The sequence below is a fragment of the Massilia sp. NBRC 108631 genome, assembly GCF_059704565.1.
In genome coordinates this window covers 35,459-56,559 of record NZ_BAAKJE010000042.1, presented here as the reverse complement: position 1 = coordinate 56,559, position 21,101 = coordinate 35,459, and the positions used below count along the sequence as shown (strand labels likewise).

The window sequence follows — 21,101 nt, the reverse complement described above, 5'->3', positions numbered from 1 at the left end:
ATCAGGCGCGCGCATTCCAGCAGGCCGTACATGAACAGCAGGAAGAGCGGCAGCGCCAGCGCCAGTTCGATCAGCAGCACGCCGGCGGCCGGACGCCGAAGAGTACGTCTGCGGCCATGTTCAACGCAGTGTCTAGTTCTCATAGCGCATCACCACTGCCGTCTGCAGCTGCAAGCCGTTGGCGCCCAGCAGCCAGCCGCTCAGGCCGTCCCAGCCCACCGGATGCACGGTGAAGCCGAGCTTGACCTTCAAGCGCTGCGGCATGGTGGCGCTGCCGCAGAAGCCGGGATCGCAGTCGACTTCGAACTCCAGCTCCCCGGTGCTGACCTGGGCGTCGGCCAGCGCCGCCATCACCTGCGCCAGCGCCTGCGCCTCGGCCTGGTCGTAGCTGCCCTTTCTGGCCATCTGCAGGCGCGGCATGGCGGCCAGCTGGCGCGCGGCCTGGTAGGCCACCTTGTCCAGTACCACGAACTGGCGCACGGCGCTGCCCAGCGTCAGCAGGCAGGGCGCGAAGAACAGCATCATCAGCAGGATCAGCGCCAATTCCAGCGCAATCACGCCGCGCGCCCGGCGGCCGGGTGGCGGCGCCTTCATCGGTACAGCTCCACCGCGCCGGCCAGCGTGCTTTCCTCCACCACGCCGGCGAACTCGCCGCGCACGCCGCCCGCGCCGGCCTGCTCCATCAGGAAGAACTGCGCCAGCGCCAGCACCGGCGCCTCGGTGAGCGCGCCGGGCGGCGCCGGACAGTCCAGCAAGGGAATCACCAGCAGGCGGCGCAGCGCCAGGCCGGGCTGGGCCGGCGCCAGATAATAGGCGGCGGTGGTTTGGAAATAGGCCGGCGTGTTGTAATTGGGCGCCGCGGGCAGTGCTCCGGCGGCCACCGGATACAGCCACGGCCACTGGTTACGGCTGATGGCGGCGCCGTTTGCCGACTGGCGCGCGCCGCTGTAGGCCCACAGCGGACCGTAGTCGGCCGCGCCGGCCGCGCTGGCCCGGTCGGCCATGGTGTTGTAGGGCTGGCCGGGCGCAGCCGGCGCCGGGGTGGCGCTGGCGGCGGCGGGCGCGGGCGACATCCAGCTGCCCGCGCCGTTGTACTGCCGCACATTGGTGTCGGGCGGCGCAGTGGCCGGCAGGCAGGCCAGCGGGCCCGCGCCGTACACGCCCAGGCGCGAATTGAGCTGCTCGCCCAGCGTGAACGCGGCCGGACGGCGCAGCCGCAGCGTGGCGCCCGCCACGCGTGGCAGCTGTACCGTGCCGGTGCACATGAACGGCGCCAGCACCGCGTCGGCGGTATGGTCCACCATCCCGGCAGGCCCGGCGCCGGCAGGCTGGATCGGGTCGGCCAGGAAGTACTCCGCCGCCTCGGTGTTGTGTTCCGGGTTCAGCTTGAGCAGGTTGTAGGACACGCCGAAGCGGAAGCCATGCTGCAGCAGTTCCTGCGCGGCGCCGCCGGCGGCGCCTGCATTGTTGCGCGTGCCCGTGGCCGGCCCCATGGCGCACACCGCCAGCGGCGTGACGCGCGTCCCGGCGCGCCCGGCCACGGCGCGGGCGGCGGCGGTGGCATTGGCGGCCGCACCCAGCATGCCGAGAAACGCGCTGTTGACGGGCGCCACCGTGAGCTTGCCGCTATCCACCCTGGCGTAGGCCACGCCGGCGGGCGCCGCGGCAGCCGAGCCGGCGTCCAGCCAGGCCGCGTCCGGCGCGTCCGGCGTGGCGCTGAACTGCAGGGCGCCGGACTGCCAGCTCACGCTGGCGCCGAAATGGACGTCGGCGGCGGCCGCCGCAGCCGCCTTCGCGGCGGCGTCGTTGACCCCGGCCGCGGTGCCGTTGAGCGAGCGCGCGGCGGCCAGCGCCACCGCGTCCGCATAGTTCTGCAACTGCACCCGGCGCTGGTACACCAGGGCCAGCTCCAGCGCCATCCCGGCCGCGCACAGCAGCACCGGCAGCAGCAGCGCGAACAGCAAGGTGAGCACGCCGCGCTGGCGGGCCGCGATGCGGCGTGCACAGGGCGCAAGGGCTGTCATTTTGCACCGCTCACGCCGATGGTGAAGCTGCCCTGCTGCGGCGCCGCTTCGGCAAAGCCCTTCTGATAGCGGCCCTGCGCCTGGCTGGCGGCGCGGCCGTCCACGCCGGCGGCCTGGCCATCGCCCCGCGCCTGGGCCTGGCGGGCCGCGTCCGGGTTGGCGATCTGCAGCGCCAGCGCGGCACGGGTGGCGCTGCCGAATGGCGGCACGGATAGCCCGGGCGGCGCCGCGCCGCCGCCGGCGCAAGCCGACAACAGCACGGAAAACGCAGCCGGAAGCAACGCCGGCAAGCGCGCCGGCAACGGCAGCCGGGTGCGGGACGGGCGTGGTGTCATGGCAATCCTCCTTGCGGGCCTGCACCCAGGAACAGCAGGCCGCGCTCCGGCGGCGCCATGCTGCCGGTGGGCAGCGGCTGGCCGGGGGGCAGCGGTTTGACCAGGTGGGCGGTGATGACGAACAGCAGCTCGCTGCGGTCATGCTGGAAATCGGTGCTGCGGAACAGCGCCCCCAGCACCGGCAGCTCGCCAAGCAGCGGCAAGCCCTTGACGCTGGTGTTTTGCGTGTTGCGTATCAGCCCGCCAATGGCGAAGCTCTGACCGTCGTACAGTTGCACCGTGGTGCTGGCGCGGCGCGTGGTGATCAGCGGCAGCAGCGCGCCGCCGCTGAAGCCGCTGGCCGAGATGCCCACGCCCTCGCGCGACAGCTCCGACACTTCCGGCGCCACCCGCAGGTTGATGCGCCCGCCGGCCAGCACCGTGGGCGTAAAGCGCAGGCCCACGCCGAACTCCTTCTCTTCCAGCGTGACCTTGTCGCGGTCCTGCGCCACCGGAATGAAGATCTTGCCGCCGGCCAGGAAGCTGCCCTCCTGGCCGCTGATTGCCATCACGGTGGGCTCGGCCAGGATGCGCACCAGGCCGTCCTTGCGCTCGGCGTCCAGCGTGAAACGGCGCTTGTCGCCCTTGACCACGTCGAGCCGGCCGCCGGCGGTGCCGGTGAGGAAGCTGGACAGCACAGTGGCGGCCCAGCCGCCGCCGGCGTAGTGCAGCATCACGCCGGCCTCCAGCTTATCGAGCAGGGTCTTGGACACTTCGGCGATCTTCACCTCCAGCATCACCTGCTGCGGCGCCGTCACCGACAGCAGGTTGACCACGCGGCTCAGGCTCAATCCGGCCACCGCCGGCACCGCACCGGAAGGCACGGCCGAGGGCAGCGCCGGCGGCGGCGCCTTGTCCTCCGCTGCGCGCGGGCTGGCCAGCGCCTGCACCGGACGCCGCACATAGGCGTGCGCCAGCTCCAGCACGTTCATCAGCGTGGCGCCGTCCTCCACGGTGCCGCTCAGCACCAGCGCGTCCGCCGCCGCCGTGACGCGGATGTTCTTCTCATGCGGCATCAGCTGCGCCAGCGACGCCTGCAGGCCGGCCACGTCCATGCCCACCACCAGGTCGATCAGGCTGCATTTGCCGCTCTTGCCCTGCACCACCATATTGGTGCTGCCGATGTCGACCCCGGCCACATACAGCGTGTCCGGCGCCACCAGCATTGCCTGCGCCACGGCCGGGTTGCCGATGCTGCGGCTGGCCACCGCTTCCGGCATGCGCAGCAAGGTCGATTTGCCGGGCTGCAGCGCCATGCTGTGCTGGGCCGGGGTATCGCCGGTGCAGCGCGGCCCGTCGCTGGCGGACGGCGCCTGGCGGGGCGCCGGCGGGTTAGCCTTGTGCGCTGCGGCCGCAGCGGCGGGCGCGGCGGCTATCGGCGCAGCCACCGCTACGGCCGCCGCCGCAGGGACGGCCGGGATGCGCGGCGTGCGCGCCGCCAGCGCCGGCTGCGCACAGCACGCCAGCAGCGCAAGCACGGGCATGGATTTCATGGCGCGCATCACAAGCACTCCCGGCTGCTGTGCAGGCCGTTGATGACGCCGATGCAATGGCGCGCGGGCGCCACCGCCAGCTGGGCACGCGGTGCGGGCGCAGCCGCAGCTGACAGCGCGGACCGCGGCGGCTCGGCGGACGCCGCCGGTTCGGGCGCCGGGGCCGGCTCCGCGATGCCCAGCAGCGTGCCCTTGGTAGCGCCCGCCGTCACGCCCGGCCTGGGGTCGACCTGGTTGCGCAGCGCCAGCGACAGCGTGCCCACGCTGCGCGCCAGGTCCAGGTGCTCGGCCTGTTCGGGCGTCACTTCCAGCGTCACCGCATTGACCACGCGCGGCTTGGTGTCGTCGCGGCTCACTTCCTGCGCCACCGCCAGCACCAGGATGCGCTCCAGCACGATCTTGGAAATGTCGCGCTCGTGCAGGCGCTCGCCGGCCCGGGTGTGCACGATGATGTCGACGAAATTGCCCGGCAGCGCAAAGCCGGCCACGCCCACCACGTCGTTGACGCGCACCGTGATGGCGCGCTTGCCCTCGGCGATCAGCGCCGACAGCCCGCCCAGCGTGCCGGCCGGCGCCAGCTTGGCCTCGCTCAGCGGCTCGCCGCGCAGCACGCTGGTCTTCAGCACCCGGCCGTTCAGCCTGGCCGGGTCGCGCAGCGCGCCCGGCGGCAGCGAGTCGGCCGGCCAGTCGGCCAGCTTGAACATGTCCGGCGCCAGGCGCTGGCCCAGGTTGACGTCGGCCGCCGCCACCACGATGCGGCCGGCCGTGCCGGGCGTTTGCCGCAGCAGCCAGCGCGACGCCAGCAGCACCGCCGCCAGCCCCAGGGCCACGGCCAGCCCCAGCATCAGGTAGGCGCGCCGGTTTTTCATGCCGCCCTCGCCCGCAGCGCGGCCGGCCCGGCCTCGTCCCCGCCGGGGACGACAGCCGGCGCGCAGGTGGCGAACATGCTGGACCAGGCCTGCTCCAGCGCCATCACCGTCAGGCGCGGCGCCTGGCCCGCGTAGCCGGCGAAGTCGGCGATGCGGCCCAGGATCTCGCGCGGATAGCTGGCCAGCAGCGGCTGGCCGCTGCCACGGTGCAGCTCTTCGATCAGGTAACGCAGCCCGGCGTCGTCCAGCGCCACGCCGGCGGCGCGGCACTGCTGGCGGAACAGGGTGCGGTAACTCGCTTCGCTGAGCGCGCCAACGTGGATCTTGTAGCCCAGCCGGCGCAGCGCCGAGCCGTCCAGCAGCGCCTGCGGCGCCAGGTTGGTGGCGAACACCAGCATGGCGCCGAACGGCATGGCGAACTTGTGCCCGCCTTGCAGCGACAGCTGGTCCTGGCCCGCGTCGAGCGGCTGGATCAGGCGGTTCAGCAGCGCCGGCGCCGCCATGCGCTGGCGGCCCAGGTCGTCGATGATGAGCAGGCCATGGCTGGCCTTGCAATGCGGCGGCGCCTGGTAGCAGCCGGAAAACGCGTCGTGGCGCAGTTCCAGCATGGACTCGTCCAGCTCGGCGCCCAGCGGCACCACGGGGCGCTGGCACAGCACCCAGCGCGCGTCCGTGCTGCGCCGCTCCAACGGCTGGCGCGCCGCCGTGCCCGGCGGCAGGGACGGCGCCAGGTGCAGCGCCGGATCGTACAGCTGCACGATCTCCTGGCCCACCGCCACCGCGTGCGGCACCAGCACCGTGCCCTGCAGCAGGCGGCCCAGCTTGCGCGCCAGCGTGCTCTTGCCGCTGCCGGGCGGACCGTACAGCAGCATCGAGCGGCCGGCGTGCATGGCCGCGCCGATCAGGTTGCGCACCGCCGGCTCCAGCCCGGCCTCGCCGAACACCGCTTCCACGTCTTCCGCACTGGGCACCGGCAGCTGGAGCGCCTGGCGCGCCGCCATGGCGCACCAGGCCTCCAGCGTGACCGGCGCCGGCCCCTGGTAGGGCGAGCGCTGCAGCCAGCCGGCCGCGCGCTGCTTGCCGGCGCCGGTCAGCTGGTATTGCACGTCGATGTCGGCGTCGCCGCGCCAGGCCACCTCGGCCAGCTGCTCGGCCACCATGAAATCGAGCGCCTCGCGCAGCACATTGATCGACAGCCGCAGGCGGGTGGCCAGGATGGGCAAGTGGGTGCGCCCGGCAGCGTAGATGGCCTTGGCGGCCAGTTCCACGATCAGCTGCAACTCCAGCCCGGTCTCGCGCGCGGTCCTGGGCTGCGGCGGCAGCGCGCCATGCGCGTCCTCGTCGCTGCGGGCAGCCGGCAGTGCGGTGGCAAAGTCCATCATGCGATACTCCTGATAAGTGTTGCGATGAGGAATTGATACTAGCAACGGCTTGCCTGGCGGATATTGAGTTACAGCAAAGCTTACGCACGGCAATGCGGTGCCAGCACCACCCCCAGCGTGCCCAGCGCCACGGCCACGCCGTAAGGCATGCCGCCCACGCTCTGGGCCGGCTGCAGCGGCACCGGCTGCAGCGGCACCCCGGCCAGGCGCAGCAGCCAGGGCAGCAAGGTGGCGCGCAGATTGGCCCAGCCGCGCCGCCACTGCCCGCTGGCCGCCATCAGCGCCAGCGCCAGCACGCCGCCGGCGGCAAAGCTGAGCAGGGCGACGTCGAGTGCCTGCAGCGGACCGGTGAAGGCGCCCACCATGGCCATCAGCTTGACGTCGCCGGCGGCCATGCCGCGCAGCAGGTACAGCGGCAAATACAGGAAAAAGCCGGCCAGCAGGCCCGCCAGCCACTGCGACAGCAGCGCCCACGGCGGTCCGGCCAGGCCGTGCAGCACCAGCGCCAGCAGCAGGCCGCCGAGCACCAGTACGTTGGGGATCTTGCGCAGCGCCAGGTCGGTCACCGCCGCCTGCAAGACCAGCCACAGCAATATCACTTCGCTAGCAGTCCACATGGCGAACTCCGGACGGAAAAAGGGCGCGCCGCGGCGGCACGGCGCGCCCGGGCCACCCATCAGGGCGTGACGGCCATGCTGGTGACGATGTCCTCGAAGGCCGCCTCGATGGCGTCCCTGAGCGGACCGAACGCGGCGGCAATCGCACCGGCCATGACCGCCGCGATCAAGCCGTACTCGATGGCGGTGATACCTTCCTCATCCCGGGCGAAGTGCCGGGCTGCCTGCATAAAACTGTTCATGATGTACCCCTTGAAAAGAAATCAAAGCTACGCCCTGGCGCGGCCCGGCTGCAGTCCGGCGGCCATTGGAACCACTATATTCCGGCCAGTTTCGGCGACGTTGATTGTGCGCAAGTTTTCCTCTGGGAATCTTTCCGGCCGGGGCGCGAGACCATGTGTGGTATGAACGAAACTGTTTTACATCAAACTTTCAGGGAATGGCCGCAGTGGCGAGCGCTTGCGCTCGTCATTGGGGGGTAGAATCGTGGCGTTTTAGCAGAAATATCGCACGCTGGAATTGCCTATAATACAAAAAGGTATTATTCTGCTTAGCTGTCTTTTGGAAAGGCCTCGTGCTTATGAGCACTGTACGCCTTGGTGCCGTGATCAGAGAACGACGATGGATTCCCTACTGAAACACATGGTGGACATGACTGGCCACCGCGATCACACGATGCTGGACGTGTCGGTTATATCCGCCGTCCAGGAGCTGGCTGGCGCGCGGCAGACCCGCGTGCTGACGCTCACCTCGGTGCGCGGCCAGATCTTCGTGCGTCCGCGCGCCATCATCGTGTCGGGCAGTCCGGCCCGCATGGAAGAGCATGCCGACCCATCGTGCGCAGGCGATCCCATCAGCCAGTTTCCCGCCCTGGCCGACTGCATCGCGCGCCACGAAGCGTCGGCCGACCAGGTCGACGCCAACGGCAACCACACGCTGTGGCTGCCGATCTGGCTGGGCGACAAGGCCAACACCTGCCTGGAAATCGTCAATCCCACGCCCTACACCAGCGAAACCATCCACATCGTGGGCGGCATCGTCAGCGTCTACCGCAATTTCCAGAACCTGCTCGACTACAGCGAGCGCGACTCGCTGACCGGCCTGCTCAACCGCAAGACCTTCGACGACCAGCTGGCCAAGATGCTGCAAGCCAGCACCGCCGAGCAGGACGCGCTGGCGCTGCCGCCGGGCGAGCTGGAGCGGCGCCAGCATAACGACCAGGAAAAGCAGTGGCTGGCGGTGGTCGACGTGGACCACTTCAAGCACGTCAACGACAAGTTCGGCCACCTGTACGGCGACGAGGTGCTGATCCTGATCGCCAACCTGCTGACCTCGTCCTTCCGCGCGCAGGACCGCGTGTTCCGCTTCGGCGGCGAGGAGTTCGTGGTGCTGCTGCGCTCGACCTCGCAGGACAACGCGCACCGCATCATCGACCGCTTCCGCGCCAATGTCGAAACGCACGAGTTCCCGCAGGTGGGCAAGGTGACGGTCAGCATCGGCTACGTCAGCATCAGCGCCTATCAGGCGCCGGTGATCATCCTCGGCCAGGCCGACCAGGCGCTGTACTATGCCAAGAGCCACGGCCGCAACAAAGTGTGCCACTACGACGAGCTGGTCAGCGGCGGCCTGCTGCAGGTGATCGAATCGAACGACGAGGCCGAGTTCTTCTAAGCCGGCCCGGCCAGCCGGGCCTATCTAACCCGCCAGGGTGAGAAAGCGCATCGGGTCGACATTCCACTTCGCCGGCGACTCATGGCCGACGATCTTGTCGCCGCCGCCAAAGCCCAGTCCGCGCGCCAGATCCACCGTTTCCGGCTTGATGTAGACATTGTTCCTGGTGTGGAAGAAGACATTGACCTTGGGCGCCAGCAGATTGGTTTCGTGCGGCTCGACCACCACGCCCAGGCGGCCCGACTCCAGCATCACCATGGTGCCCACCGGATAGATGCCGACGCAGCGCATGAATTCCTGCGCGTACACCGGGTTGAAGTGGAACTTGCTCCACTCGTAGATCTTGCGCAGCGCGGCGGCCGCCGGCATGCCCTTGTGATAGCAGCGATCGGCGGTGATGGCGTCATATACGTCGACGATGGCAGCCATTTGCGCCAGTTCGCTGATGGCGTCGCCGGACAGCTTGTTCGGGTAGCCGCTGCCGTCGCGCCGCTCGTGGTGGTGCAGCGTGATGTCGAGCGCGATGTCGTTGACCTCCGGCGACTGGCGCAGGATATCGAAACCATCCTGCGGATGCTTGCGGACGATGGCGAATTCCTCGTCCGTCAGCGCGGCCGGCTTGTTCAGCACGGCGTCCGGCACCAGCGCCTTGCCGGTGTCGTGCAGCAGCCCCCCCAAGCCCGCCTGGCGCGTGATGTCCGGATCCATGCCGCGCGAATTGCAGAACGCCACCAGCAGCGCGCACACGCTCACCGAGTGCAGAAACGTGTAATCGTCCTTGTTCTTGATGCGCAGCAGCCCGACCAGCGCGCCCGGATTGCGCAGGATGGACTCGGTGATGTTCTGCACCACCGGCTGCACCTGGCCGATCTCGATGGCCTTGCCCAGGCGCGCGTCGCGCATCACCGTGCGCACCAGGCTGGACGCCTGGTGCCGGACCTGCGCCGCGCGCGACAGCTCCTCGCCCAGCGACACCCGGGTCACCAGCGCCGGCTTGGCGGCCAGTTCGGTCAGTTCGCGCTCGGTGGCCAAATTGGCCTCGTCCAGCGTGGGCGCGTCCTGCACATCCAGTCCCTTGGAACTGTCGATCACCACGTCATGGATGCCGGCCTTCAGGATCTTGCGGATCTCGTCCTCACTGCTGATGACGAAACGGTTGCGGATGAACGGATGGGTCATCCAGTCGCAACTGAGGTCATGGATATACATGCCCACTGCCAGCTGGGAAGAATCAACTTTCTTGAGCATACGGGGCCTGCAAACGCGGTAAACGATAGGGAGGGGTTAGAATCAGTATAACAAATAGTTTCCACCCGGATTTACACTTTTGTCCTGAACATAGCCCCACGCCACATGGAATTACGCCAACTCCGCTATTTCGTCGCGATCGTCGACCACGGCGCGCTGTCGCGCGCGGCCACGGTGCTGCACGTGGCGCAGCCGGCGCTGACGCAACAGCTGCGCCAGCTGGAGGAAGAACTGGGCGCCCAGTTGCTGCACCGTTCCGCGCAGGGCGTGCTCAGCACCGACGCCGGCAAGGTGTTCTACGAGCACGCCCAGGCCATCCTGAAGCAGGTGGCGGACGCCAAATCGGCCGTCACCCAGTCCGCCGAGCGGCCCAGCGGCAGCGTCACCTTGGGCCTGCCGCACAGCATCTCGGGCGCGCTGGCGCTGCCGCTGCTGTCCGCCGCGCGCGCCCAGTTCCCCGAAATTACCTTGCAGCTGACCGAAGAACTGACCGGCAACCTGGCCGAGCAGCTCAAATCCGGCCGCGTCAACCTGGCCGTGCTGTTCGACGACGGCCAGCTATCGCCCTTCGTCTGCACCCCGCTGGTGGAAGAAGAGCTGCGCTTCATCTGCCGCGCCGGCTCGCCCTGGGCCGCAGGGCGCGACAAGGTCACGCTGGCGCAAGCGCTGGCGGCCCAGCTGATCCTGCCCGGGCCGCAGCACGGCGTGCGGCCGCGCATCGAAAGCGTGGCGCGCGGCGCCGGGCTGGCCACCGCCAACGTCATAGAAATCAACTCCATCGCCATCCTGAAATCCGCCCTGCTGGCCGACATGGGCGCGACCATTTTGCCTGTGGCGCCGGTGCTGGCCGAGATCGAGCGCGGCGCCATGGTGGCCCTGCCGATCGAGCAGCCGTCCATCTCGCGCACGGTGGTGCTGTGCGGCTCCAAGAACATCCCCCTGACCAACGCCGGCGCCGCCGTCAGCCGCCTGGCCTGCCAGGTGGCCGCCGACCTCTGCCACAGCCACTACTGGCTGGGCGCCCGCCTGCTCTAAATCCCCCCTTTCCCCACCGACAAATGGGGTCAGGGTTAATTTCCGCAGCGTTCCATCATTTTTTCTTATACCCCCATTGGCAATCGGTATTTCCGTATACGTCAACTAAGCCCTACACTGAAACATTGGTAATGCCGCCCACCGGCGGCGTTACGGCAGCACCTGCTGTGCCTTACCCGGCGCGGCGCAGGAGCGGCGAACCACCCGAACACCATTTGGAGACATCACCATGGCCGACAATACGGCACCAGCACAGGCGCCTTCGCGCCTGACCAGCGTCACGCTCGACGACAAATACACCGCCACCGCCGGCAGCATCTTCCTGTCCGGCATCCAGGCCCTGGTGCGCCTGCCGATGATGCAGCAGATCCGCGACGCCGCCGCCGGCCTGAATACCGCCGGCTTCATCTCCGGCTACCGCGGCTCGCCGCTGGGCGGCCTGGACGAGACCCTGTGGAAGGCCAAGCCGCACCTGGAACAGCACCATGTGCAGTTCATCCCGGGCGTCAACGAGGACCTGGCCGCGACCGCCGTGTGGGGCTCGCAGCAGGTGGACCTGATCGGCGAGAGCAAGTACGACGGCGTGTTCGCCATGTGGTACGGCAAGGGCCCGGGTGTGGACCGCTGCGGCGATGTCTTCAAGCACATGAACCATGCCGGCACCTCGAAGCACGGCGGCGTGCTGCTGGTGGCCGGCGACGACCACGGCGCCTACTCGTCCACCCTGCCGCACCAGTCCGACCACATCTTCTCGGCCTGCATGATCCCGGTGCTGTACCCCTGCAACGTGCAGGAATACCTGGACCTGGGCGTGCACGGCTGGGCCATGTCGCGCTTTTCCGGCTGCGCGGTGGCCTTCAAGGCGCTGGCCGACACGGTCGAATCGTCGGCCTCCATCGACGCCGACCCCTTCCGCGTGGAGGTCAGGCTGCCGAAGGAGTTCCATATGCCGGAAGGCGGCCTGAACGCCCGCCTGTCGGCCATCCCGCTGGGCCAGCAGGCGCGCAACCAGGAAGCGCTGATGCAGGACTATAAGATCTACGCCGCCCTCGCCTATGCCCGCGAAAACAAGCTGAACCACACCACCATCGACTCCAAGGACGCCAAGCTGGGCATCATCGCCTCCGGCAAGTCCTACCTGGACGTGCTGGAAGCGCTGGAAGAACTGGGCATCGACGAAGCCATGGCCGCCACCGTCGGCCTGCGCCTGTTCAAGGTGGCCATGCCGTGGCCGCTGGAGCCGGACAGCGTGCGCGAATTCGCGCAGGGCCTGGACGAGATCCTGGTGGTGGAAGAGAAGCGCCAGTTCGTCGAATACCAGCTCAAGGAGCAACTGTACAACTGGCGCGACGACGTGCGTCCGCGCGTGATCGGCAAGTTCGACGACAAGGGCGAATGGGTGGCCCCGCGCGGCGAATGGCTGCTGCCGCCCAAGGCCGATTTCTCGGTGTCGCAGGTGGCGCGCGTGATCGCCTCGCGCGTCAAGCAGTACATCACCGACACCAACATCCAGGACCAGATCAAGGCCCGCCTGACCTTCCTGGACGCCAAGGACGCGGTACTGAAGAAAGCCATCAACACGCCGTTCCGCCCGGCCTTCTACTGCTCCGGCTGCCCGCACAACACCTCCACCAAGGTCCCGGACGGTTCCTTCGCGCTGGCCGGCATCGGTTGCCACGTGATGGCCACCTCGATCTACCCCGAGTACAACAAGCTGACCACCCACATGGGCGGCGAAGGCGCGCCGTGGATCGGCCAGGCCGCGTTCTCGAAAGTGCCGCACGTGTTCCAGAACCTGGGCGACGGCACCTACTTCCACTCCGGCTACCTGGCGATCCGCGCCGCCGTGGCGGCCAAGGTCAACATCACCTACAAGATCCTGTACAACGATGCCGTAGCCATGACCGGCGGCCAGCCGGTGGACGGCACCGTCTCGGTGCCAATGATCGCGCAGCAGATGGCCGCCGAGGGCGTCAAGCGCATCGCGCTGGTGACCGAAGACCTGAGCCGCTACACCGACCGCTCCGCCCTGCCTGCCATCGTCTCGCTGCACGACCGCAAGGAGATCGACGCGGTACAGCGCGAACTGCGCGAACTGGAAGGCTGCTCGGTGCTGATCTACGACCAGACCTGCGCCGCCGAGAAGCGCCGCCGCCGCAAAAAGGGCGAGTTCCCCGACCCGAACAAGCGCATGGTCATCAACGAAGCGGTGTGCGAAGGCTGCGGCGACTGCGGCGTGCAGTCCAACTGCGTGTCCATCCTGCCCAAGGAAACCGACTTCGGCCGCAAGCGCACCATCGACCAGTCCTCCTGCAACAAGGACTACTCGTGCGTGAAGGGCTTCTGCCCGTCGTTCGTGACGGTGGAAGGCGGCGCGCTGAAGAAATCGAAGACCGGCGTGAGCAAGGACAAGAGCGTCGGCGACGGCTGGGAAGAACTGCCGCAGCCAACGCTGCCGGCCTGCGAGCAGCCGTACAACATCCTCATCAACGGCATCGGCGGCACCGGCGTGATTACCGTCGGCGCGCTGATGGGCATGGCCGCGCACCTGGAAGGCAAAGGCGCGTCGGTGCTGGACATGACCGGCATGTCGCAGAAAAACGGTTCGGTCACCTCGCACGTGAAAGTGGCCAAGTCGCCGTCGCACCTGCGCGCGCAGCGCATCGCCACCGGCGAGGCCGACCTGATCCTGGGCTGCGACATGCTGACCGCCGGCGCGGCCGATGCGGTATCGAAGATGCGTCCGGGCCGCACGCTGGCCGTGGTCAACCTGCACGAGCAGCCGCCCGGCACCTTCGCGCAACAGGCCGACTGGCAGTACCCGGCCGCCGAAGTGCGCGCGCTGATCGAGGAATCGGTGGGCGCGGCCCAGTACCACAGCGCCGACTTCATCGACGCCACCAAGCTGGCCACCGCGCTGATGGGCGATTCGATCGCCGCCAACCTGTTCATGCTGGGCTACGCCTGGCAGCGCGGCCGCATCCCGCTGACGGAAGCGTCGCTGCTGCGCGCCATCGAACTGAATGGCGTGGGCGTGGAAGCGAACAAGAAGAGCTTCCTGTGGGGCCGCCGCGCCGCCGTGGACCTGAAGCGCGTGGAGAAGACCGCGATTCCAAGTCAGGCCATCGTGGTGCAGATGCCGCAAAGCCTGGAAGCGGTGATCAAGAAGCGCGTCGAGTTCCTGACCGGCTACCAGGACGCCGGCTACGCCGCGTCGTACGAACAGCTGGTGCAACAGGTGCGCGCCAAGGATGCCGGCCTGAACCTGGGCAACAAGCTGTCCATGGCAGTGGCCAAGTCGCTCTCCAAGCTGATGGCCTACAAGGACGAGTACGAAGTGGCGCGCCTGTACACCGACGGCCGCTTCGTCGAGCAGCTGCAGTCCCAGTTCGAAGGCAACTTCTCGCTGAAGTTCAACCTGGCGCCGCCGCTGCTGGCCAAGAAGGACGCCAAGGGCCACCTGGTGAAAGCCGAATTCGGCTCGTGGATGTGGAGCGCATTCAAGCTGCTGGCCAAGCTGAAAGGCCTGCGCGGCGGTGCGTTCGACATCTTCGGCTACACGGAAGAGCGTAAGATGGAACGCGCGCTGATCGCCGAGTACCGCGAACTGGTCGGCACCGTGCTGGCACAGTTGAACGCCGGCAACTACGACACGGCCGTGGCGCTGGCGCAACTGCCGGAGAAGATCCGCGGCTTCGGCCATGTGAAGGAAAAAGCGGTGGCCGAGTTCCGCGCCGAGAAAGCGCGCCTGCTGGCCGCCTTGGGCGGCGGGCACCAGCACGCCGCGTGATAAGACCTCGGGTCGGACCTGCCGGGTCCGACCCCGGCATTTTCCGCTTGACTTGACGTTAACGTAAACGTCATATAATCAAAATTCTCGCGTTCCAGAACGACAAGGACACCCATGAACGACCTCTCCGCTCCGAAACTCGCCGCCGTGCCCGAGCAGGCCAAGCTGGCCAACAAGGTACGCTTCGTCACCGCCGCCTCGCTGTTCGACGGCCACGACGCCTCGATCAACATCATGCGCCGCATCCTGCAGTCGAACGGCGTGGAAGTGGTGCACCTGGGCCACAACCGTTCGGTGGACGAAGTGGTCACCGCCGCGCTGGCGGAGGATGTGCAAGGCATCGCCATCTCCAGCTACCAGGGCGGCCACGTCGAGTACTTCAAATACATGCTGGACCTGCTGCGCGAACGCGGCGGCGCCCACATCAAGGTGTTCGGCGGCGGCGGCGGCGTGATCGTGCCGGAGGAAATCGCCGACCTGCACGCCTATGGCGTGACCCGCATCTTCAGCCCGGAAGACGGCCAGCGCATGGGCCTGGTGGGCATGATCCAGTGGATGGTGCAGCAATGCGACATCGACCTGTCCCAGTATTCCCCGACCGCGCTGGCGCCACTGCGCGAAGGCAGCGTGGCGGACCGCCACCGTCCGCTGGCCCAGCTGATCACGGCGCTGGAAAACGAGAAGGCCACGCCCGAGCTGCGCGCTGAACTGCGCGCCGCGGCCGAAAACCTGCCGGTACCTGCGCTGGGCATCACCGGCACCGGCGGCGCCGGCAAGTCCTCGCTGACCGATGAGCTGATCCGCCGCATCCGCCTGGACCAGGGCGACGCGCTCAACCTCGCCGTCATCTCCATCGACCCGTCGCGCCGCAAATCCGGCGGCGCACTGCTGGGCGACCGCATCCGCATGAACGCCATCGCCCCGTGGGCCGGACAAGCGCGCGTGTTCATGCGCTCGCTGGCCACGCGCGAAGCGGGCTCCGAAATTTCGCAGGCGCTGCCGGACGTGATCGCCGCCTGCAAGGTGGCCGGCTTCGACCTGGTGATCGTCGAGACCTCCGGCATCGGCCAGGGCGACGCCGCCATCGTGCCGCACGTCGACGTCTCCATGTACGTGATGACGCCCGAATTCGGCGCCGCTTCGCAGCTGGAAAAAATCGACATGCTCGATTTCGCCGACTTCATCGCCATCAACAAATTCGACCGCAAGGGCGCGCAGGACGCGCTGCGCGACGTGGCCAAGCAATACCAGCGCAACCGCGAACTGTGGAGCCGGCGCCCCGACGAAATGCCGGTGTACGGCACCCAGGCGTCGCGCTTCAACGACGACGGCGTGACCGCGCTGTACCAGGGCCTGGTGGGCAAGCTGGCCGAATTCGGCATGAAGACCGTGCCGGGCGCGCTGGCCAAGTCCGAAGTACGCTTTAGCAGCGGCAAGAACGTGATCGTGCCGCCGGCGCGCGCGCGCTACCTGGCCGAGATTTCGGACACCGTGCGCGGCTACCACAAGAACACCGCCAAGCAGGTGAAACTGGCGCGCGAGCGCCAGCAGCTGCGCGAATCGAAGCGCATGCTGGCCGCCGCCAAGGCCGGCCTGGACCTGGGCGCCGATTTCGACGAACTGATCGCCGAGCGCGACAGCGCCATGGAAGCCGGCGCCAAGAAGCTGCTGGCCCAGTGGCCGGACATGCAGGCCGCCTACGCCGGCGACGACTACGTGGTGAAAATCCGCGACAAGGAAATCCGCACCCGCCTGATCTCGCACACGCTGTCCGGCACCAAGGTGCGCAAGGTGGCGCTGCCGCGCTACGAGGACGACGGCGAAGTGCTGCGCTTCCTGATGTCCGAGAACGTGCCGGGATCCTTCCCGTTCACGGCCGGCGTGTTCGCCTTCAAGCGCGAAGGCGAAGACCCGACCCGCATGTTCGCCGGCGAAGGCGACGCGTTCCGCACCAACCGCCGCTTCAAGCTGGTCTCCACCGGCATGGACGCCAAGCGCCTGTCGACCGCGTTCGACTCGGTCACGCTGTACGGCGCCGACCCTGCGATCCGTCCCGACATCTACGGCAAAGTGGGCAACTCGGGCGTATCGATCGCCACGCTGGACGACATGAAGGTGCTGTACGACGGCTTCAACCTGTGCAGTCCGAGCACCTCGGTGTCGATGACCATCAACGGACCCGCGCCCACCATCCTGGCCATGTTCATGAACACCGCCATCGACCAGCAGGTGGACAAGTTCGTGGAAGAGAACAAGCGCCAGCCGAGCGCCGACGAAGCGGCCAAGATCAAGGACTGGGTGCTGCAGAACGTGCGCGGCACCGTGCAGGCCGACATCCTGAAGGAAGACCAGGGCCAGAACACCTGCATCTTCTCCACCGAGTTCTCGCTCAAGGTGATGGGCGACATCCAGGAATACTTCGTGCACCACCAGGTGCGCAACTTCTACTCGGTCTCCATCTCCGGCTACCACATTGCCGAAGCGGGCGCGAACCCGATCTCGCAGCTGGCGTTCACGCTGTCGAACGGCTTCACCTTCGTGGAAGCCTACCTGGCGCGCGGCATGCACATCGACGATTTCGCGCCCAACCTGTCGTTCTTCTTCTCCAACGGCATGGACCCGGAATACACGGTGCTGGGCCGCGTGGCGCGCCGCATCTGGGCCGTGGCCATGCGCGACAAGTACGGCGCCAACGACCGCTCGCAGAAGCTGAAGTACCACGTGCAGACCTCGGGCCGTTCGCTGCACGCGCAGGAGATCGACTTCAACGACATCCGCACCACCTTGCAGGCGCTGATCGCCATCTACGACAACTGCAACTCGCTGCACACCAACGCCTACGACGAAGCCATCACCACGCCGACCGACGAATCCGTCCGCCGCGCGCTGGCGATCCAGCTGATCATCAACCGCGAATGGGGCCTGGCCAAGAACGAGAACCCGAACCAGGGTTCCTTCATCATGGACGAGCTGACCGACATGGTGGAAGAAGCGGTGCTGCAGGAGTTCGAGCGCATCGCCGAGCGCGGCGGCGTGCTGGGCGCGATGGAAACCGGCTACCAGCGCGGCAAGATCCAGGAAGAGTCCATGCTGTACGAGCACCAGAAGCACGACGGCACGCTGCCCATCATCGGCGTGAACACCTTCCGCAATCCGAAGGCCACCGACGTGCCGGCGCCGATCGAGCTGGCGCGTTCCACCGACGATGAAAAGCAGTCGCAGCTCAAGCGCCTGGAAGACTTCCACACGCGCCACGCGGCAGCCGCCCCGGCCGCCCTGGCTGCGCTGCAGAAAGCCGCCATCGACAACGAAAACGTGTTCGCCAAGCTGATGGACGCCGTGCGCGTCTGCTCGCTGGGCCAGATCACCGCCGCGCTGTTCGAGGTCGGCGGCCAGTACCGCCGCAATATGTAATACTCCCTGGCGCCGTGGCAGTGGGCCGCGGCGCCATTTCTTCAGGGAGCATCATGCAACTCTCTCCAGCCATCCCCATCCTGCGCAGTTTTTCCGAGGCCAAGGCTCGGGAGTTTTATGTCGATTTCCTGGGGTTCGAAGTGGCGTGGGAACACCGCTTCGAACCCGACGCGCCGCTCTACATGGAGCTGCGGCGTGGCAAGCTGACGCTGCACTTGAGCGAGCATCACGGCGACGGCTCGCCCGGCATGACTTTGCTGGTGCAGGTGGACGGCCTGGATGCGCTGCACGCGGAACTGAACGCCAGGCAGTACCGGAATATGCGGCCCGGCATCGAGGCGCGCGACTGGGGCCGCGAGATGACCGTGTGGGACCCGTTCGGCAACCGCATCCGCTTTACTGCCGAGTGAGCGATTCCTGCATAAGCGCCTCGCTTCCAGGAAGCCCGGGAGGCACCATCACGTTCAAGGGCAGGCTGGTCATGGCGCAGGCCTCGGTGACGACACGCAGCGCGGCCAGCTGGCGGCCCAGCTGGCCAGCTTCTCCAATGATGCCCTAAGTGAATTTTTCAGGAGAATAATCAATATCGGCGCCTGCTCTTCGCCTATGCTGGGTCAAACCGGAGGGCTCATGACGACCATACACATCTCCTTACCCGACCAGCTGGTGCACGACGCCGGCGAGCTTGGACTGCTCGACCCAGTGACCCTGGCCGAGCTGCTGCAAAACGAAATCCGCCGCCGCACCTTCGCCGACATCTTCGCCGTCTCGCACCGCCTGGCAACCGAATCCGAACCGGAACAGGACCCCGAACCGCCGCCGCGCCGCCGGCGCAAGTAGCGGATGGCACTCATGCAGAAACGGCGCCTCCTGCGCAGCGGGCGCCTCAGGAGGGGCAGCGGCCGACGGTGGCGCCGGGCAGCAGGACGGGCTGCCACAGCACCTGCAACTCCCCGGCCGGCGTGCCGGAGGACAGCGCCAGCAGCATATCGATCATCTTGGCGCCGGCGCCCGCCGGGTCGGGCTGGTCTATCGTGGTGACGTTGGCGCCGGCCAGCGTGTCGGCCAGGCTGCCCCACACGATGACCGACATTTCCTTGCCAATTTCCACGCCCGCATCCAACAGCGCGCGGACCGTGCCCACGCCGGACAAATGGTTGTCGACGATGACGGCGGTGGGACGCGGCGAGCACGCCAGCAACTGCTGCATGGCCTGGTAGCCGCTGCGGCGGTCGATGGTGTCCGAAATCAGGTAGCGCGGATCGGCGCTCAAGCCGGCGCCGGCCAGCGCCGCCAGGAAGGCGTCCCTGCGCTGGCGGGCGAAGTTCATTTCCAGCGGCGCGCTCAGGAGCGCGATACGCTGGTGGCCCTGTTCCAGCAGACAGGCCGCCGCCATGCGGATGCCGGCCTCGTTGTCGTAGTCGAACCACGCATACGGCGAGTCCAGCTCGGTGCGGCCGTGCGCCACGAAGGGAAAGCCGGCCTTGCTCAGGAAAGCGATGCGCTCGTCGCGCACCAGCGTGCGGCTTACCACCAGGCCGTCCACGCGCCGCCCGCGCACGATCTGCTCGTACGAGGCCAGCTCATTGTTGGCCGACACAGGGCCGATGATGAAGTTCATCTTGCGCGCTTCCAGCGCTTCCGTCATGCCGCCCACGGTGTGCAGGAACATGGCGTCGCCCAGGTCCGCCGGCAGCAGCGGGTAGATGATGCCGAACACATTGGTGCGCCCCACCGCCAGCCCGCGCGCCAGCGGATTGGCCTCGTAACCCGCCTCGCGCGCAGCCGCCAGCACACGCTCGCGCGTGTGCACGTTCACTTCGGGATACCCGTTCAGTGCCCGGCTTACCGTGGTTTTGGACATGCCAAGCAGGTTGGCAAGACTCTTCAGATTCATGGCGGAGGCTTCAATGCTGACCGGTGATTATAGCCGAGCCACCATAGCCATCCGCCCCCGCATCCACCGACTTTTTGAAAAAATACAACATAATCAAGATGATAGAGATCGGCGCCAGGGTCAGGTAGAAGGCGAAATGGCCGCTGAAATTACCAAATACATAACCGGTGACCAGCGAGCCGGTGGTACCGCCCAGCGCAGAAAAAATCACCAGCAGCCCGGTCATGGCCGAGTGCTGGTGCTTCGGCAGAGAGCTCAGCATGACCGAATTGATGCCGGGGTAGATCGGCGCCATGAACAGGCCGATCAGCGGGAACAGGAAGGCCGCCACCGGCGCGCTCGACCAGGTGACGTAGGGGTCGTGCGCGATGTCGTGCGTGAGCGGCAGCGCCAGCAGCACCATGGCGCCCATGCCCAGCACGCAGCCGTTCATCACCGGATACCAGTTCAGCTTGCGCATCAGCACGCCGGCCGACAGCCGCCCCGCCGCCAGGCAGGCCGCGTAGATGCTGGTCACCTGCACGCTCATGGCCGCCGGCAGCTTGAGGATTTCGTTGTTGAAGGTCGGCAGCCAGGTGCCCACGCTCTGCTCGATCAGCACGTACAGGAAGGCCGTGATGACGAACACGCACACCAGCGGCTTGAAGAACAGCTTGAGCATGGCGGCGAAGTCCTGCGCCAGGCTGCGCTCGGGCGGCAGGGCGGCAGTGCTTTCGTCGAACTGCGTGGTGAGCACCAGCGCGAAAGTCGTGGCGCACAGCGCGGCCAGCACCCAGTAGACCTGCAGCCAGCTTTGCGATTGCGGATTGTCCGAGTCGATGAAGTAGCCGAACACCCAGTAGGCGCTGAGCACGCCCACCATGAAGAAGCCTTCCAGTGTGTTCATGATGCTGGCGTGCTGCTTGCGGTCCGCTGCGATCAGGCCCAGCGTGGAATACACCGATACCTTCACCAGCGCAAAGGCCACGCCCACGCACAGGAACAGCAGCTTGGTGGTGAGGAAGCCGGGCACCAGCGGCATCGCCATGCAGGCGAAGGTCACCAGCGCCAGCCCGGCTAGCATGGCCTTCTTGTAGCCGATGCGCGGCAGGAAGGACGCCACCAGGAAGGAGACGATGGCGATCGGCAGGTCTTTGAAGCCTTCCAGCACGCTGGCGCCCGACTTGGTCACGCCGTAGTTGCCGATCACCTGCAGGATCACCGTGCCCACGCTGTTGAGCAGGATGGCGAATACGAAGTAAATCAAAAACAGGGCGAACAGGATGCGCTGCTTGTTCATGGTGTCTC

18 protein-coding genes are annotated in these 21,101 nt (G+C 67.4%); 6 read left to right on the top strand and 12 right to left on the bottom strand.

What is annotated here, in order from left to right; genetic code table 11:
* The 9 genes from AC6H42_RS04665 to AC6H42_RS04625 form a co-directional block, all read right to left on the bottom strand.
* Positions 1 to 143: TadE/TadG family type IV pilus assembly protein (locus AC6H42_RS04665; protein WP_497547504.1), on the bottom strand; the 143-nt coding region annotated here is incomplete at its 3' end.
* Positions 133 to 594, bottom strand: a complete 462-nt coding sequence (locus AC6H42_RS04660; protein ID WP_057158456.1) for a hypothetical protein — start codon at positions 592 to 594, stop codon at positions 133 to 135. The genes AC6H42_RS04660 and AC6H42_RS04665, both read right to left, overlap by 11 nt.
* Entirely contained in the window at positions 591 to 2,024 is a 1,434-nt protein-coding gene (locus AC6H42_RS04655) for a pilus assembly protein TadG-related protein (RefSeq protein ID WP_497547503.1), read from the bottom strand. The genes AC6H42_RS04660 and AC6H42_RS04655 overlap by 4 nt, the downstream gene beginning before the upstream one ends.
* Positions 2,021 to 2,359 (bottom strand): hypothetical protein, encoded by a 339-nt coding sequence (locus AC6H42_RS04650; protein ID WP_497547502.1) that lies wholly within the window; start codon positions 2,357 to 2,359, stop codon positions 2,021 to 2,023. Before AC6H42_RS04650 ends, AC6H42_RS04655 begins: the two co-directional genes overlap by 4 nt.
* Positions 2,356 to 3,891 (bottom strand): type II and III secretion system protein family protein, encoded by a 1,536-nt coding sequence (locus tag AC6H42_RS04645; protein WP_497547501.1) that lies wholly within the window; start codon positions 3,889 to 3,891, stop codon positions 2,356 to 2,358. Before AC6H42_RS04645 ends, AC6H42_RS04650 begins: the two co-directional genes overlap by 4 nt.
* Positions 3,892 to 3,899: 8 nt before the next feature.
* Positions 3,900 to 4,760, bottom strand: coding sequence for a Flp pilus assembly protein CpaB (cpaB, locus tag AC6H42_RS04640; protein ID WP_057158459.1), 861 nt, complete (start codon positions 4,758 to 4,760; stop codon positions 3,900 to 3,902).
* The gene (locus AC6H42_RS04635; RefSeq protein ID WP_229418379.1) at positions 4,757 to 6,142 is read right to left on the bottom strand and encodes a DUF8689 domain-containing protein; all 1,386 of its coding nucleotides are present in this window, start codon (positions 6,140 to 6,142) and stop codon (positions 4,757 to 4,759) included. Before AC6H42_RS04635 ends, cpaB begins: the two co-directional genes overlap by 4 nt.
* 80 nt (positions 6,143 to 6,222) lie before the next feature.
* On the bottom strand, positions 6,223 to 6,759 hold the full coding sequence (locus tag AC6H42_RS04630) for an A24 family peptidase (RefSeq protein WP_057158698.1): 537 nt from the start codon (positions 6,757 to 6,759) through the stop codon (positions 6,223 to 6,225).
* A 59-nt stretch (positions 6,760 to 6,818) separates the two neighbouring features.
* Positions 6,819 to 7,001: a Flp family type IVb pilin gene (locus AC6H42_RS04625; protein WP_057158460.1), complete on the bottom strand. Its 183-nt coding sequence runs from the start codon at positions 6,999 to 7,001 to the stop codon at positions 6,819 to 6,821.
* 379 nt (positions 7,002 to 7,380) lie between these two features.
* On the opposite strand from AC6H42_RS04625, the gene AC6H42_RS04620 reads away from it, so the two are divergent.
* Positions 7,381 to 8,430 carry a GGDEF domain-containing protein gene (locus AC6H42_RS04620; RefSeq protein WP_057158461.1) on the top strand — a complete coding sequence of 350 codons (1,050 nt, stop codon included), beginning with the start codon at positions 7,381 to 7,383 and terminating at the stop codon, positions 8,428 to 8,430.
* 24 nt (positions 8,431 to 8,454) lie between these two features.
* On the opposite strand, the gene AC6H42_RS04615 is transcribed toward AC6H42_RS04620, so the two are convergent.
* Entirely contained in the window at positions 8,455 to 9,678 is a 1,224-nt protein-coding gene (locus AC6H42_RS04615; RefSeq protein WP_057158462.1) for an HD-GYP domain-containing protein, read from the bottom strand.
* A 105-nt stretch (positions 9,679 to 9,783) separates the two neighbouring features.
* Between AC6H42_RS04615 and AC6H42_RS04610 the strand changes: the two genes are divergently transcribed.
* The 5 genes from AC6H42_RS04610 to AC6H42_RS04590 all read left to right on the top strand — a co-directional run bounded on the left by AC6H42_RS04610 (position 9,784) and on the right by AC6H42_RS04590 (position 18,757).
* Complete coding sequence (locus AC6H42_RS04610; protein ID WP_057158463.1) at positions 9,784 to 10,713, top strand: LysR substrate-binding domain-containing protein; 930 nt, start codon at positions 9,784 to 9,786, stop codon at positions 10,711 to 10,713.
* 229 nt (positions 10,714 to 10,942) lie between these two features.
* Entirely contained in the window at positions 10,943 to 14,503 is a 3,561-nt protein-coding gene (locus AC6H42_RS04605; protein WP_057158464.1) for an indolepyruvate ferredoxin oxidoreductase family protein, read from the top strand.
* Between the two features lie 114 nt (positions 14,504 to 14,617).
* Positions 14,618 to 17,917: a fused isobutyryl-CoA mutase/GTPase IcmF gene (gene icmF / locus AC6H42_RS04600; protein ID WP_057158465.1), complete on the top strand. Its 3,300-nt coding sequence runs from the start codon at positions 14,618 to 14,620 to the stop codon at positions 17,915 to 17,917.
* 53 nt (positions 17,918 to 17,970) lie between these two features.
* Complete coding sequence (locus tag AC6H42_RS04595; RefSeq protein ID WP_497547500.1) at positions 17,971 to 18,327, top strand: glyoxalase superfamily protein; 357 nt, start codon at positions 17,971 to 17,973, stop codon at positions 18,325 to 18,327.
* A 220-nt stretch (positions 18,328 to 18,547) separates the two neighbouring features.
* Positions 18,548 to 18,757, top strand: a complete 210-nt coding sequence (locus AC6H42_RS04590) for a hypothetical protein (RefSeq protein ID WP_057158467.1) — start codon at positions 18,548 to 18,550, stop codon at positions 18,755 to 18,757.
* Between the two features lie 46 nt (positions 18,758 to 18,803).
* Here the strand turns inward: AC6H42_RS04590 and AC6H42_RS04585 are convergent, their stop codons facing one another.
* Together AC6H42_RS04585 and AC6H42_RS04580 are read right to left on the bottom strand one after the other, a co-directional pair.
* Positions 18,804 to 19,814 (bottom strand): substrate-binding domain-containing protein, encoded by a 1,011-nt coding sequence (locus AC6H42_RS04585; RefSeq protein WP_057158468.1) that lies wholly within the window; start codon positions 19,812 to 19,814, stop codon positions 18,804 to 18,806.
* 10 nt (positions 19,815 to 19,824) lie between these two features.
* Positions 19,825 to 21,093 carry an MFS transporter gene (locus AC6H42_RS04580; RefSeq protein ID WP_497547499.1) on the bottom strand — a complete coding sequence of 423 codons (1,269 nt, stop codon included), beginning with the start codon at positions 21,091 to 21,093 and terminating at the stop codon, positions 19,825 to 19,827.
* Between the last annotated feature and the right edge of the window lie 8 nt (positions 21,094 to 21,101).

Bases quoted from the DNA above. Each gene is read 5' to 3' on its own strand.
- AC6H42_RS04660 (WP_057158456.1), bottom strand. From the start codon at position 594: ATGAAGGCGCCGCCACCCGGCCGCCGGGCGCGCGGCGTGATTGCGCTG.
- AC6H42_RS04655 (WP_497547503.1), bottom strand. From the start codon at position 2,024: ATGACAGCCCTTGCGCCCTGTGCACGCCGCATCGCGGCCCGCCAGCGC.
- AC6H42_RS04650 (WP_497547502.1), bottom strand. From the start codon at position 2,359: ATGACACCACGCCCGTCCCGCACCCGGCTGCCGTTGCCGGCGCGCTTG.
- AC6H42_RS04645 (WP_497547501.1), bottom strand. From the start codon at position 3,891: ATGAAATCCATGCCCGTGCTTGCGCTGCTGGCGTGCTGTGCGCAGCCG.
- cpaB (WP_057158459.1), bottom strand. From the start codon at position 4,760: ATGAAAAACCGGCGCGCCTACCTGATGCTGGGGCTGGCCGTGGCCCTG.
- AC6H42_RS04635 (WP_229418379.1), bottom strand. From the start codon at position 6,142: ATGATGGACTTTGCCACCGCACTGCCGGCTGCCCGCAGCGACGAGGAC.
- AC6H42_RS04630 (WP_057158698.1), bottom strand. From the start codon at position 6,759: ATGTGGACTGCTAGCGAAGTGATATTGCTGTGGCTGGTCTTGCAGGCG.
- AC6H42_RS04625 (WP_057158460.1), bottom strand. From the start codon at position 7,001: ATGAACAGTTTTATGCAGGCAGCCCGGCACTTCGCCCGGGATGAGGAA.
- AC6H42_RS04620 (WP_057158461.1), top strand. From the start codon at position 7,381: ATGGATTCCCTACTGAAACACATGGTGGACATGACTGGCCACCGCGAT.
- AC6H42_RS04615 (WP_057158462.1), bottom strand. From the start codon at position 9,678: ATGCTCAAGAAAGTTGATTCTTCCCAGCTGGCAGTGGGCATGTATATC.
- AC6H42_RS04610 (WP_057158463.1), top strand. From the start codon at position 9,784: ATGGAATTACGCCAACTCCGCTATTTCGTCGCGATCGTCGACCACGGC.
- AC6H42_RS04605 (WP_057158464.1), top strand. From the start codon at position 10,943: ATGGCCGACAATACGGCACCAGCACAGGCGCCTTCGCGCCTGACCAGC.
- icmF (WP_057158465.1), top strand. From the start codon at position 14,618: ATGAACGACCTCTCCGCTCCGAAACTCGCCGCCGTGCCCGAGCAGGCC.
- AC6H42_RS04595 (WP_497547500.1), top strand. From the start codon at position 17,971: ATGCAACTCTCTCCAGCCATCCCCATCCTGCGCAGTTTTTCCGAGGCC.
- AC6H42_RS04590 (WP_057158467.1), top strand. From the start codon at position 18,548: ATGACGACCATACACATCTCCTTACCCGACCAGCTGGTGCACGACGCC.
- AC6H42_RS04585 (WP_057158468.1), bottom strand. From the start codon at position 19,814: ATGAATCTGAAGAGTCTTGCCAACCTGCTTGGCATGTCCAAAACCACG.
- AC6H42_RS04580 (WP_497547499.1), bottom strand. From the start codon at position 21,093: ATGAACAAGCAGCGCATCCTGTTCGCCCTGTTTTTGATTTACTTCGTA.